This window comes from Microvirga sp. BF8, assembly GCF_059888585.1.
In genome coordinates, this window is sequence record NZ_CM187619.1 from 3,572,177 (window position 1) to 3,585,621 (window position 13,445).

At 65.8% G+C, this 13,445-nt stretch carries 11 protein-coding genes; 4 read left to right on the plus strand and 7 right to left on the minus strand.

The annotated features are described in order from the left end of the window. Nucleotides 1–47: 47 nt before the first annotated feature. The 7 genes from AC522E_RS16915 to AC522E_RS16945 form a co-directional block, all read right to left on the minus strand. Nucleotides 48–1,451, minus strand: coding sequence for an NAD(P)(+) transhydrogenase (Re/Si-specific) subunit beta (locus AC522E_RS16915; protein ID WP_500747410.1), 1,404 nt, complete (start codon nucleotides 1,449–1,451; stop codon nucleotides 48–50). Between the two features lie 4 nt (nucleotides 1,452–1,455). Then, the gene (locus AC522E_RS16920; RefSeq protein WP_500747411.1) at nucleotides 1,456–1,893 is read right to left on the minus strand and encodes a proton-translocating transhydrogenase family protein; all 438 of its coding nucleotides are present in this window, start codon (nucleotides 1,891–1,893) and stop codon (nucleotides 1,456–1,458) included. Nucleotides 1,894–1,905: 12 nt separating this feature from the next. Further along, complete coding sequence (locus AC522E_RS16925) at nucleotides 1,906–3,042, minus strand: Re/Si-specific NAD(P)(+) transhydrogenase subunit alpha (RefSeq protein ID WP_500747412.1); 1,137 nt, start codon at nucleotides 3,040–3,042, stop codon at nucleotides 1,906–1,908. A gap of 74 nt (nucleotides 3,043–3,116) precedes the next feature. Next, nucleotides 3,117–3,410, minus strand: a complete 294-nt coding sequence (locus AC522E_RS16930; RefSeq protein ID WP_500747413.1) for an aa3-type cytochrome c oxidase subunit IV — start codon at nucleotides 3,408–3,410, stop codon at nucleotides 3,117–3,119. A 110-nt stretch (nucleotides 3,411–3,520) separates the two neighbouring features. Continuing rightward, nucleotides 3,521–4,735: a glycosyltransferase gene (locus AC522E_RS16935; RefSeq protein WP_500747414.1), complete on the minus strand. Its 1,215-nt coding sequence runs from the start codon at nucleotides 4,733–4,735 to the stop codon at nucleotides 3,521–3,523. Nucleotides 4,736–4,796: 61 nt separating this feature from the next. Continuing rightward, nucleotides 4,797–6,155, minus strand: coding sequence for an ABC1 kinase family protein (locus AC522E_RS16940; RefSeq protein ID WP_500747415.1), 1,359 nt, complete (start codon nucleotides 6,153–6,155; stop codon nucleotides 4,797–4,799). A gap of 4 nt (nucleotides 6,156–6,159) precedes the next feature. Then, nucleotides 6,160–8,019: a M3 family oligoendopeptidase gene (locus tag AC522E_RS16945; protein ID WP_500747416.1), complete on the minus strand. Its 1,860-nt coding sequence runs from the start codon at nucleotides 8,017–8,019 to the stop codon at nucleotides 6,160–6,162. Nucleotides 8,020–8,187: 168 nt separating this feature from the next. Between AC522E_RS16945 and AC522E_RS16950 the strand changes: the two genes are divergently transcribed. From AC522E_RS16950 to AC522E_RS16965, 4 genes are all read left to right on the plus strand, one after another. Next, nucleotides 8,188–9,216, plus strand: a complete 1,029-nt coding sequence (locus AC522E_RS16950) for a sigma-54-dependent transcriptional regulator (protein WP_500747417.1) — start codon at nucleotides 8,188–8,190, stop codon at nucleotides 9,214–9,216. Between the two features lie 105 nt (nucleotides 9,217–9,321). Continuing rightward, the gene (locus AC522E_RS16955) at nucleotides 9,322–11,085 is read left to right on the plus strand and encodes a L,D-transpeptidase family protein (protein WP_500747418.1); all 1,764 of its coding nucleotides are present in this window, start codon (nucleotides 9,322–9,324) and stop codon (nucleotides 11,083–11,085) included. A 128-nt stretch (nucleotides 11,086–11,213) separates the two neighbouring features. Then, the gene (locus AC522E_RS16960; RefSeq protein ID WP_500747419.1) at nucleotides 11,214–12,920 is read left to right on the plus strand and encodes a peptidoglycan L,D-endopeptidase MepK; all 1,707 of its coding nucleotides are present in this window, start codon (nucleotides 11,214–11,216) and stop codon (nucleotides 12,918–12,920) included. A 123-nt stretch (nucleotides 12,921–13,043) separates the two neighbouring features. Further along, nucleotides 13,044–13,418 (plus strand): hypothetical protein, encoded by a 375-nt coding sequence (locus tag AC522E_RS16965; RefSeq protein ID WP_500747420.1) that lies wholly within the window; start codon nucleotides 13,044–13,046, stop codon nucleotides 13,416–13,418. Nucleotides 13,419–13,445 lie beyond the last annotated feature (27 nt).

Below are 13,445 nucleotides of genomic sequence, written 5' to 3' on the forward strand. Positions count from 1 at the left end.
GGCTCACACCGGCCTTCGGATCGCTGGGAAATCGTTGCGACGAAAACTCAGTCGAGATTCTTCAGGATCTCGTCCACCATCTTCTTCGCATCTCCGAAGAGCATCATGGTGTTGTCGCGGAAGAACAGCTCGTTCTCGACGCCGGCATAGCCCGAGCCCATGCTGCGCTTGATGAACAGCACCGTCTTGGCCTTTTCCACGTCCAGAACCGGCATGCCGTAGATCGGCGATTTCGGATCGGTCTTGGCCGCCGGATTGGTCACGTCGTTGGCGCCGATCACGAAGGCGACATCGGCCTGGGCGAACTCGCCATTGATGTCCTCGAGCTCGAAGACCTCGTCATAAGGCACGTTCGCTTCGGCGAGCAGAACGTTCATGTGGCCGGGCATGCGGCCCGCAACCGGATGGATGGCGTATTTGACCTCGACGCCCTCGGCTTTCAGCTCGTCCGCCATTTCGCGCAGGGCATGCTGCGCCTGCGCCACCGCCATGCCGTAGCCCGGCACGATGATGACCTTTTCGGCATTCTTCATGATGAATGCGGCGTCGGCGGCCGAACCCTGCTTCACCGGCCGGGCCTCGACCGCGCCGCCCGCTGCTGCCCCGGCCGTCTCGCCGCCGAAGCCGCCGAGAATGACGGAGAAGAACGAGCGGTTCATGCCCTTGCACATGATGTAGGACAGGATCGCACCCGAGGAGCCGACCAGCGCGCCAGTGATGATGAGCGCGAGGTTGCCGAGGGTGAAGCCGATGCCCGCGGCCGCCCACCCGGAATAGGAGTTGAGCATCGACACCACGACCGGCATGTCGGCGCCGCCAATGGGGATGATGAGCGTCACGCCAAGCACGAACGACACCAGCACGATGAGCCAGAACACGGTATGGCTCTCGGTGCGGATGAAGGTCACGAGCAGGACGAGGAGCAGCACGCCGAGCGCGATATTGAGCAAATGGCGCTGCGGCAGAAGAATCGGCTTGCCGGACATGCGCCCATCGAGCTTCAGGAAGGCGATGACCGAGCCCGTGAAGGTGATGGCGCCGATCGCGACCCCGAGCGCCATCTCGAACAGCGAGCCGCCATGGATGGTCCCGACGGAGCCGATGCCGAAGGCCTGCGGCGCATAGAGCGCGCCCGCCGCCACCAGAACCGCGGCCATGCCGACGAGGGAGTGGAAGGCCGCCACGAGCTGGGGCATGGCCGTCATCGGCACGCGCTTGGCGACGACCGCGCCGATGCCGCCGCCGATGGCGAGGCCCGCGATCACCAGAAGCCAGCCGCCAAATCCGGTCGGCGGGGAGACGAGAAGCGTTGTGACGATCGCGATCCCCATGCCCACCATGCCGTATAGGTTGCCCTGACGGGACGTGGTGGGATGGGAGAGGCCGCGCAGGGCCAGGATGAAGAGAACGCCGGAAACCAGATACAGGATCGAGGCCAGATTTGCCGACATCGCCTCAACCCTTCTTGCGGTACATGGCGAGCATGCGCTGGGTCACCAGGAAGCCGCCGAAGATATTGATGGAGGCGAGGATCAGGGCGATGAAGCCCAGCGCCCGCGCCCAGACCGGTCCATCCCCGAGGGCCGGGGCGACGTTGACGCCGACCGCAAGGACCGCGCCGACCACGATGACCGAGGAAATGGCGTTGGTCACCGACATCAGCGGTGTGTGCAGCGCCGGCGTCACCGACCAGACCACGTAGTAGCCGACGAAGATGGCCAGCACGAAGATCGCGAGACGGAACACCGTCGGATCGACCGCGCCATGGGTCACGACGCTCGCAGCGGCGGCGACCTGATCGGCGATGGATTGTGCCGTTTCGGCCGCGCGCTGGGCAGCCTCTGCCGCCGCCCGGGACTGTTCGACGGCCTGTTCGGGTGTCAGTACTGCCATGGCGTTGCCCTCTTACGCTGTCGGCTGGAAAGCCGTGTGGACGATCGCGCCGTCGCGGGTCAGGCACGTCGCCTTCACGAGTTCGTCGTCCCATTTGACGGCCAGCGCCTTCGTGTCCTTGTCGACCAGCGTCTCGACGAAGGCGTAGAGGTTGCGCGCATAGAGGCTCGACGCGGTCGCCGCGAGGCGCCCGGGCACATTGAGATGGCCGACGATCTTCACCCCGTTGTGGTTGACGACCTTGCCGGGCTCCGCCAGTTCCACGTTGCCGCCCCGCTCCACCGCCAGATCGACGATGACGGACCCGGGCTTCATGGCCTCGACCATATCGCGGCTGACGAGCTTCGGGGCCGGACGCCCGGGGATGAGGGCCGTCGTGATGACGATGTCCTGCTTGGCGATGTGCGAGGCGACCAGGGCCGCCTGCTTCGCCTTGTATTCCGCCGACATTTCCTTCGCGTAGCCGCCCGCCGTCTCGGCCTGCTTGAACTCCTCGTCCTCGACCGCGATGAACTTGGCCCCGAGGCTCTCCACCTGCTCCTTGGCGGCGGGACGGACGTCGGTCGCCGTCACCACCGCGCCGAGACGGCGCGCTGTCGCGATGGCCTGCAATCCGGCGACGCCGGCGCCCATGACGAAGACCCGCGCGGCGGGAACGGTACCGGCCGCAGTCATCATCATCGGCATGGCGCGGCCATATTCGGAGGTCGCGTCGATGACGGCGCGGTATCCGGCGAGATTGGCCTGGGAGGACAGAACGTCCATCACCTGCGCCCGGGTGATGCGCGGCATCAATTCCATGGCGAAGGCGGCGACATGCGCGTCGGCCAGCGCCTTGAGCGCGGCATCCTGGCCATAGGGATCCATGATGGCGATGAGGAGTGCGCCGGGTTTGAGGCCGACGAGTTCCGCAGCTTCGGGGCGGCGGACCTTCAGGACGATATCGGCATCCTTCACCGCGTCCTTGGCGTTCCTGGCGATGGCGGCGCCGGCAGCCTCGAATTCCGCATCGGGAAAGCCGGCGCGCTGGCCCGCTCCTGCCTGCACCACGACATCCGCGCCGAGCGCCTTGTATTTCTTGATCGTCTCGGGAGTGGCAGCGACGCGCGTCTCCACCTTATCGGATTCTGAAAGAACAGCGATCCGCATGCGATCCCCCGCCTCGGGCACCTGACCGGCCGCCCTTTATTGTCCGAAGGGGACTTTTGTCCCCTCCGCCTATTTCAATAGAAAAAGAGTGCCAGAAGCAAGAGGATGGCGACCACTGCGGGCGCACGTACGCCGATGGCTGGCGAGACCGCGCCGACGGCTCCGGCGGCGAGGGAGAGGATGACGCCGAAAATCGCCGTCAGCCAGGCATGGTGGATACCGCCGACGGCGAGCGCCAGCACGTGACAGATGACCACGACGGTCGCGATCTCGACGAACCGGACGAAGCCGCTATAGGCCGCCTCGTGGGCGGCCGCGTCCATATCCGGGCTGTAACCCCCAAAGGGTGCGTGTTTTGTATCGGCCATGATCGATGCCTTTGTTTCGCAACAGTTCTTTTGGCTGCGTTTACCCCATGCGGTGAGGCGCCGCAACGCTCGGAACGGCCAAGTCGCCAAAATTATCGGACGGAACCGGTTCAGGCTCCGAGGAACGCCCGCCATTCCGGCAGGCAGACGCTTTGGAAGTCATAACGTTCCAAGGCGATCCGGCGCCCCTCCCGCGCCATCTCCGCGGACCGGGCTTTGTCCTTGAGGGTTTCGCGCACCTGTTCCACGAGGGCCCTCGAATCGAAGAAATCGAACAGCCTGCCGTTGACCCCGTCCTCGATGATCTCCCGGACCGGCTCCGTGTCGGAGGCGACCATCCGGCATTCGAGGGCCATGGCCTCGATCGAAGACCAGGACAGGACGAAAGGATAGGTCATGTAGATATGGGCGGAGGAGACCTGGAGCACCTTGACGAACTGGTCGTAGGGCAGGTTTCCGACGAAATGGACGCGCGACCAGTCGACCGTTCCCTCGATCCGATCCCGGAAGTAATCGAACCAGCTCTTTCCTCCGGGCGCCTGGCCGGAATAGCTGGTGCCCTTGCCGCCGACGACGACGACCTGGAGGCGCGGGTCGATCTGGAGCATGTCGGGCAGGCTCCTGAACATCACGTGGGACCCGCGCATCGGCTCGATATTCCGGCTGACATAGGTGATGACCGGGATCTCCCGGCTCAGGCGCGGACCGTTCTGGCCGAGGCGCAGGCTCAGGCCGGGATTGGGCCTCAGGCCCTGGGCGTCGATTCCATCGTGGATGACGGCGATGCGATCGCGCAGATAGGCGGGAAAGGTGCTGCGCTGGTAATGGGTCGGCGCGACGGCGAGATCGGCGGCGTCGAGCGCCCCGAGCTGCATCGCGTTCTTGGCCCTCAGCCGCCACACGACCTCCGGGTTCGTGACCGGGAATTCCGGGTCGAAATCGAGATCCTGTCCTTTTGCGGCGTAGTAATACTCGAAATACGCCACATGCTTCGCGGAAGGCCACACATCCTTGAGGAAGAGGTTTTCCCCCCAGCCCGTATTCACCACGACAACATCAGGGTGAAACCCCTGCTCGGCCATCTGCCGTGCCTTGTGGGCGACGCCATAGGCGCGGCGAAGCCGCGGAACGGCAGCCGAATACCGGTTCTGGTAGGGAGCGTCGTCGGGACCCGGCACCGCGTCGTAAGGCACGTAGCGGATCCCCGGAATCGAACACTCCTTCACCATGCCCAGGGCAATGACCTCATGCCCGTCCTGCACGAGAGCCCTGGCAATCCGGCCGAACTGGCCGGGAAAATTCTGGTGGACGAAAACGAACTTCATGGCTTCCCCTGACGCGCCGTAACCCTCCATCTACGGCGACAAGGCCCAGGACGCAACTTCATTACGCCGACAGGGGAAGTCCCGAGGCCGTGAGGGCGCCGTTCTGGCGCTCGGCCAGAAGATCGAGCGAAAAGCGCTCGATCTCGGCCTCGAAGAGCCTGTGGTAGTTCAATTCCGCGCGCAGGTGCAGGAAGACGGCACCGAGCCCGACCGCGGCGCGGTCCATGAAGACGAATTCCCGCGGGACCGTCACCGGCCCCCTCTCCTTCAGCGCCTTGTGCACCTCGAAGGCCTGGCGGCGCCCGTAATCCCCCGGCTTGACGCCATCGGCGACCGTGCGGACCCGGTCGTCGAGGAGCGGCCCATAGATGAACCGCGCCCAGATATTCAGGATATCGATGAGCTCCGCAGACAGGTTCTTGAAGCCCCAGGTCTCGTAGGCATGGACGATCCGGTCCCGGTCATTGTTCTGGAGCCCGCGATAGAGATCGACCACGCCGCCGACGAATTTCGGATGGAAGATCCGGACGCAACCGTAGTCGAGCAGGTTGATCCCGGCAGGCTCGCTGCCGTCGGAGAAGACCGTGTAGTTGCCGAGATGCGGGTCGCCATGGATCACGGCCGCATGGCTGAAGGGATGCCACCAGGCCTTGAACATGGCGACGGCAAGCCGATTGCGCACCGCCACATCCGCCTGCGCGTAGTTCAGGATCCTGTCGCCATCGAGCCATTCGAGGGCGAGCAGACGCCGCGTCGACAGCTCCGGATGGACCTTCGGCACCCTCACCTCGGAGACATCGGACAGCGTCCTGGCATAGAGTGCCGCATGGCGTGCCTCCCGCTCGTAATCGAGCTCCTCCCGCACCCGCTCGCCGATCTCCTTGGCGATCTCGCGCGTGTCGATGGCGGGGTCCATGCGACGATGGAGGGAGAACACGAATTCGAGCTGCGCGAGATCCGCCTCCACGGCGGATTGCATGTCTGGATATTGCAGCTTGCAGGCGAGCCGCGCGCCATCCTTCGTGGTGGCGCGGTGCACCTGACCGAGGGAAGCCGCCGCCGCCGGGTTGAGGTCGAAGCTTCCGAAGCGGCTCTGCCAGTTCGGCCCGAGTTCAGCCTGCATGCGGCGTTTCACGAAGGCGGCCCCCATGGGCGGCGCCTCGCTCTGGAGTTTCTGCAGCTCCGCGGCGTATTCGGGCGGGATGAGGTCGGGAATGGTGGCGAGCAGCTGGGCCACCTTCATGATCGGTCCCTTGAGACCCCCGAGCGCCTGGGCGAGCGCTGCCGCGTTCGAGGCATCCCCTCCGAAGAGGCGCGCCCCCGCCATCCGCGCGGCGACGCCGCCCATATTGGCGCCGACCCTCGCATAGCGTGCGGCGCGGGCGGAGAAGCGGTTGGCTTCGGGGTCGCTGCCGGACATGGGTTCAGGCCGTTCCTTCCATCGCCTCGAGCTCGCCGATCAGACGCTCGATCATCGACAGGCCGATCTGCCAGAAGGACGGGTCGCGGGCATCGAGGCCGAAGGGCGCGAGCAGCTCGGAATAGTGCTTGGTGCCACCCGCCGACAGAAGGGCGAAGTAGCGCTCCACGAAGCCCTCGTTGGAGCGCTCGTAGATGCCGTAGAGCGAATTCACCAGGCAGTCGCCGAAGGCATAGGCGTACACGTAGAATGGAGAATGGATGAAATGCGGGATGTAGGTCCAGAAGGACTCGTAGCCCGCGCCGAGGCGGATGGCCGGGCCCAGGCTTTCGTCCTGCACCGACATCCACAATTCGCAGAGCTTCTCTGCCGTCAATTCGCCGTTGCGGCGCTCCAGATGGACCTTGCGCTCGAAGGAATAGAACGCGATCTGGCGCACAACGGTGTTGATCATGTCTTCCACTTTGGCCGCCAGCATCGCCTTGCGCTGCGCCGGATCGGTGATCTGGTCGAGAAGCTTGCGGAAGGTCAGCATCTCGCCGAAGACGGATGCCGTCTCGGCCAGCGTCAGGGGCGTCGGCGCCATGAGGGCCCCGTTGGGGGCGGCGAGGACCTGATGCACGCCGTGCCCCAGCTCATGGGCGAGGGTCATCACGTCGCGCGGCTTGCCCTGGTAGTTCAGCAGCACGTAGGGGTGCGCCGACGGCACGGTGGGATGAGCAAAGGCGCCGGGCGCCTTGCCGGGCCGTGTCGGCGCGTCGATCCAGCTCTCGTCGAAGAAACGCCGGGCAATGTCGGCCATCCGCGGAGAGAAGTCCGAATAGGCGGACAGCACGGTCTCCCGGGCCTCGTCCCAGCGGATCGTCCGCTGCTCGACCTTCGGCAGGGGCGCATTGCGGTCCCAGTGATCGAGCTTCTCCTTGCCGAACCACTTGGCCTTCAGAGCGTAATAGCGGTGCGACAGCCTGGGATAGGCCTCGTGCACGGCCGAGACCAGGGCCTCGACCACCTCGCGCTCGACCCGGTTGGCCAGGTGCCGGGAATCCGCCACGTCCTCGAAGCCGCGCCAGCGATCCGAGATTTCCTTGTCCTTGGCGAGCGTGTTGGTGATCAGCGTGAATGTCCGCAGATTTGCCTTGAGGGTCGTCGCGAGGGCGTCGGACGCATCCTTGCGGACAGTCTCGTCCGGATCCTGCAGCTTGTTCAGGGTCGGCTCGATGGGAAGCTCCTCGCCGCGGACCTGGAAACGCAGCGAGGCGATGGTCTCGTCGAAGAGTCGGTTCCAGGCGGCTCGTCCGGTCACGGACTTCTCGTGAAACAGCTTTTCGGTCTTGTCGTCGAGCTGGTAGGGCTTGTCCTTCCGCAGATCCTCGATCCAGGGCCGGTAATGAGCGAGCGGCCCATCGGCCGTGGCCTTGTCCATCACCTCGTCGTCGATCCGATTGAGCTCGAGCCCGAAAAACAGGAGATCGCTCGAGGCCGCCGTCAACCGCTCCTGGGTATCGCCATAGAACTTCGCACGCACCGGATCGGTCGTGTCGCCGGAATAGACGAGGCCGGCATAGGACATCAGCCGCCCGAGAAGATCCTCGACCGCCTCGTAGCGTTTGACCGCCTCCCCGAGGGTCGTCGTCGCATCCTCCCCGCGGGCCAGGGACTCGAGCTTGCCGCGATAGGCTTCCGCCAATTCCCGGCATTCCGCCTCCGCCTTCGCGAGATCATTCCGGAATTCCGCGCTGTCGATCGCCGGATAGAGATCCGCGAGGTTCCATTCGGGCAGGGCACCGAGTTCGGCCTGCTTGGCGCCGGTCGAGGAGATGGAATGCGAGGGCGAACGGTTCTGACTTTTCAAGGGATCTGCCATTTCAGAAAGGATTTCGTGGGCCGGTAGCCTCCATATTGGCCGTCTGCTCCCCAGGATCAACCCAGGACCGCCTGAGGATAACCCGTGCGGGACCGTTCCCGTTAAGGACCGGTTTACCCTTGTCGCGCAGCATCCCGGCGTTCCATTCGCCATACTTGATATCTTTTCATGCCTTTGCCCCAGATCTTCGCGGACGACATCCAGGCCCTGCGCCGGGGTTCGGCCAATCACGTGGCGCACCCGGACCGGCTGCGCACGGTCCGCCTCGCCGATCGCGCGGCACGCTCGGCGATGCCGCTTCTGATCGAGGCGGAGCCCGGGAGCGGCGCGATGGCGCTGGCCCGCGCCATCCATGCGGTCGGCGACAGGAAGGGCCGCCCCTTCGTGAGCCTGCGCGGCGAGGACCTTCTCCCCGGAGAGGATGGCCAGGATGCAGCCTTTCGGAATGCTTTCCGGGATGCCCATGGCGGCACCCTGTGCATTGAGGATGTTCAGCACCTTTCCACGTCCGTGCAGGCCCGCCTGCTCGACATCCTCCTGCAACAGGACGGCATGCGCCGCACATCGCGCCTCGACGTGAGAATCGTTGCCACGGCCGATTTCACGCTCGGCGACGCGGTTCGTCGGAGCCGGTTCCGGGAGGATCTCTATTACCGCCTTCAGATCCAGCCCATCGTTCTTCGACCCCTCCGGGCGGAGCCGGACACCATCGGCGAGTGGGCCCGGGTCTTCCTGCGCCGTTTCGCGAAGGAGGAAGGCAAGCGGCTCGTCGACCTGATGCCGGATGCTCTTGCGCTCCTGGCGGAATATGAATGGCCCGGCAATCTGCGGCAATTGGAGAATGCGGTGTTTCGCGCCGTCGTGCTCGCGGAAGGCTCCGTCCTGACACCGGCGGAATTCCCGCAGATTGCAGCGCGTGCGCGACGGGAGCACGTCCACATCCCGCCCCTGCCGGAATCGTCGCCCGCTCCGATCTACGATCGCCTGCTCCCGGAAATGCGCGATCCCGGCACACTTCCGCTGATGGGGGCCTGTGGAGAAATGCGCACGCTCGCGGAACTTGAAGCGGAAGTGATCCGCTTCGCCTTGTCCCACTACCGCGGGCAGATGTCGGCAATTTCGCGCCGGCTCGGTATCGGCCGCTCCACACTTTACAGGAAATTGAAGGAACTTGGCCTCAGCGATGAAGCCGCATGAGCCTTTCAAACGTTAAGAGCTTGGCGGGTGCGTACCGTCACGCCATGCATGATGACTTGATGGGACGATTCGCCGTCGTCCCGACCGACGACGAGGAGCAACGGGATGCTTAGCCTGCGCAAGACGACATTGTGGCTCGGCCTGATTGGCTCGGTGTCACTTTTGTCCCTGTCCGCCCTGGCAGCAGAGAGTAAAGCGGGCCATGCGCAGCCGGCGCCGCCCCTCGCCGTCGAACCTGCCGAGCCGTCCTTCGCCGATGTCGCCATATCCGCAGCCGCGTCCCCGGCCCTGGATGTTGCCCTTCCCGGGCCGCCGCCCACCGCGCCTGTGACGATCGACGCGTCGGAGGCGGTCGGGCCCTTGCCCGAGATCCCCCTGCCCGACGCCGCTTCCGCCCTGGCTTCCGCTCCCATGGACTGGCTGCGCGTCGCGCTGGAGGCGCGCCTGTCGTCCGATACGCTCCTGCGCGACCTTCGGTTGAAGCAGGGTGACAGGGAATCCCTGGCCGCATTCTATGCGGAAGCCGACTATCCCCTGGCCTTCGCCCGAGACGGCGCCTTCACGCCGGCTGCCCAGGCGGTCGTGGCACGCCTGAAGGCCGCCGATGAGGACGGGCTCGATTCCACCGACTACCCCGTGCCGGATTTGCGCCTGTCCAAGGAGGCATCGCCCGCGCAATGGGCCGAGGCCGATCTCAAGCTCGCTGCCGCCGTCATCCGCTACGCCCGCGATGCACGCGGCGGGCGCATCGACCCGTCGCGGATCTCGCCGCTGATCACGCCCAAGCTCGACCTGCCCGAGGCCGGCGACGTGCTCGCGCGGGTCGCCAACGCAGCCGACGCGAACGTCGCGCTGGAGGCATATAATCCGCCCCATCCCGGTTATCGCGCTCTCAAGGCCCAGCTCGCGAAGCTGCGCGCCAGCCATCCGTCGCAGCCGGGCGTGAAGGTGCCGAAGGGCCCCACCCTGCGCGTCGGCATGCAGGACGATCGGGTTCCCCTGATCAGGGCGCGGTTCAACCTCGGCAAGGAGCCGGCCGACCCCAATGTCTATGACGCCCGTGTCGCCTCGGCCGTGGCCGCGTTCCAGAAGGAGAAAGGCCTGGCCGACGACGGAGTGCTCGGTCCGGAAACACTCGCGGCGCTCTCGGGGCCGTCGGTCGCCCGCATGGAGAGCGAGCTGATCGCCAACATGGAGCGCTGGCGGTGGCTGCCGAGCGACCTCGGCGAACGCCACATCATGGTGAACGTGCCCGAATACAGCCTCCGCCTGGTCGATGGCAGCTCCGTCATCCATCAGACGCGGGTCATCGTCGGCAAGGAGCAGACGCAGACACCGATCTTCTCCGAGAAGATGAAGTACCTGGTGGTCAACCCGTCATGGACGCTCCCGCCCTCGATCCTGAAGAAGGAGTTTCTGCCGGCGCTTGCCAACGATCCTTCCTACGCGGAGCGCAAGGGCTATCGGATCATTCGCAAGGGCAACCGAATCACAGTGCGGCAGCCGCCCGGTGAGCGCAACGCACTGGGGTTCATCAAGTTCATGTTCCCGAACCAGCACTCGGTCTATCTGCACGATACGCCGAATCGCAAGCTGTTCGCGGCCGGCAAGCGCGCCTTCAGCCATGGCTGCGTTCGCGTCGATCAACCCTTCCAGCTCGCGGAAGAAGTGCTCGGCGAAAAATGGTCGGAGGAAAGGCTGAAGAGCCTGATCGGCAAGGGCGAGCGCTATCTGAATCTCAGCCGCCCGCTGCCGGTCCATCTCACCTATTTCACGCTCTCCGTGGACGAAAAGGGCGTGGTGAAGACCTTCAGCGATCTCTACGGCTTCGACCGCAAGGTCCGTGAGGCCCTGGGCCTGCTGTCCTAGCATTCCTGCCCTGGGCGGCGATCTTTTCACTGTGCATTTAACGTCGAAGTAACCGTCTTCGGCAAAGATCCCTTCATGATCGGGGATGCCGCCCCCACCTGCTGCGGCGTGTAACGACGAGTATCACAGTGAGAGTATTGCGTTCGGATCGCCGTGCGGCCGCGTCAACCATCGTGCGCCGCGCCGGTATCGGTCTTGCGACCCTTGTCGCCGTCCTGTTCGCGGGAACGCGAGGCACGCAGGATGCAATCGCCAACGGCGACACGCGTACTTTGACATTTTACCACAACAACACCAAGGAGAGCCTCACGGTCACGTTCCGGCGCAACGGACAATACGACCCGCAGGCTCTCGAGCAGCTCAACTGGTTCCTGCGCGACTGGCGCAGGGAAGAGAAGACGCGGATGGACCCGCGCCTCTTCGACACCGTGTGGGAGGTCTACCGCGAGGTGGGATCAAGCGCGCCCGTCCATGTGAACTCCGCCTATCGCTCGCCCCAGACCAACGCCATGTTGCGCCGCCGCTCCAGCGTGGTGGCGAAGAACAGCCAGCACATGCAGGGCAAGGCACTGGACTTCTACCTGCCCGATATTTCGGCGGAGCGGCTGCGCGCCATCGGCATGCGCCTGCAGCGCGGCGGCGTCGGCTATTATCCGAATGCCTATACGCCTTTCGTGCATCTCGATGTTGGCAGCGTGCGCGCCTGGCCGCGGATGACGCGCGATCAGCTCGTGCGCCTCTTCCCCGACGGCAAGACCGTGCACATTCCGGCGGACGGCTCTCCGCTGCCGGGCTATGAACTGGCGCGCGCCGAAGTTCTCGCAAATGGCGGAACAGTCGCGGGCTACAGTGCCGTGGCGGATGCCGGCGAGGTGGTGCCGACCCGCCGCAAGAGCCTGTGGGCGACCCTCTTCGGCAGCAGCGACGAGGACGAGGACGTGGAAGAGATCCGCGCCGCCTCCCGGCCAGGCCGCAATCTTCTCGCCTCGCGCTCGGCGGCGCCCGCACTGCCGCAGGATTATTACGCGAGCGATTCGAACGCCTCGGTCTTTGCGGCCCTCCGTGCCTCGGAGCAGCCGCGCCAGCAGGTCGTGGCCGCCCGTGCGGTCCCGGTCGTGCAGCCGAGACCCGAGCCTGAGCCGATGCCCGCTCCGTCTCCTGCGGCCATCGCAGCCGCCGCTCCGGCTCTGCGCGAGGACATCGCGCCGCCACCGCCGCTGCCGCCGACCCGCATCGCCGGGCTTCCGAGCACGGTTGCGACCCCGACCGGCCCGACTCTGGCCTGGCAGCAGGGCCCGTCGGGACAGGACGCAAATGCCGGATCGGGCCGCGAGATCGCCTTCGCCCCGATGCCGCCCCGGCGGCCGGATGACATCGTCGTGACCGGTGCCCTCGCCTATGCGCCGATCCCGCCAGCCCGGCCAAGCGCCCTCGCCCAGACGAATCCGATTCCCGGCATTCCGGAGTTGCGCGGAGCCACCCAGATGGCCGGTCTCCTCGCATCGAGCCAGCCGTCAGGGGTCCCGCTTCCCCCACCGCGCCCCGAGGCGCCTGCTCTGATCGTCGCCTCGGCCGCTCCGGTCGAAATCGCGGTCCCGGCGCCGGCCGCCCGTGAGGCCATCAAGGTCGACCGGCCGAAGGTTTCCGCCCCTGCCGCTGCCAAGGTGGCCCCCGCCAAGGATCCCGCCAAGGACAAGGGGCACGCTGCCGGCGCCCGCGCGCTCCTGACAGCTGGCCCCAGCCTCCGGATGGGCTTCTCGTCGAAGCCGCTGGGTGAACTGGCCACCAACCGCTTCACCGGCCCGGCGGTCAAGCCCCTGCCCCTGGTGCGTTGAGGCCCGGGCCGTTTGCCCGAGCCATCCGGACCGCCAAATCTCCTGTCACGCTGAAACATTCGCTCTCCGGCCGAGTATCCCCTTCATGACGAAGCGTAGTCTCATGCAGGCTGGAGGAAGCAGATGTCTGTCAAATCGTGGTCTGCCCTGATTCTTGCAGGCACAGTCCTAGCGGGGATAAGCGGCGCTTCCGCCCAGACGGGCGGCAGCCAGCCCGGCCATGCCCCCGGCATGTCCACTCCGGCGCCGAGTGTGGATACCGGCAATGCGGGAACCCGCCAGTTCCCGGTTCAGGAAACATCCGATCCCAAGGCGACCGGCACCACCGGCAATACCGGCTCGGCGGTCAATCCTCCGGGCAAGCCGCCCGGCACCATCACGCCGGGCCCCAAGAACGCCCTCGATGCCGATGTCAGCGGCCGGAACCCCTGCTATCCGGGGCAGCGCGGCCAGCCCACTGGCAGTACCAACCCCTCCGGCATGGCCAGCCGCTGTTGAGCCCTCCTGCCGGAGCCAAAAGAAAAG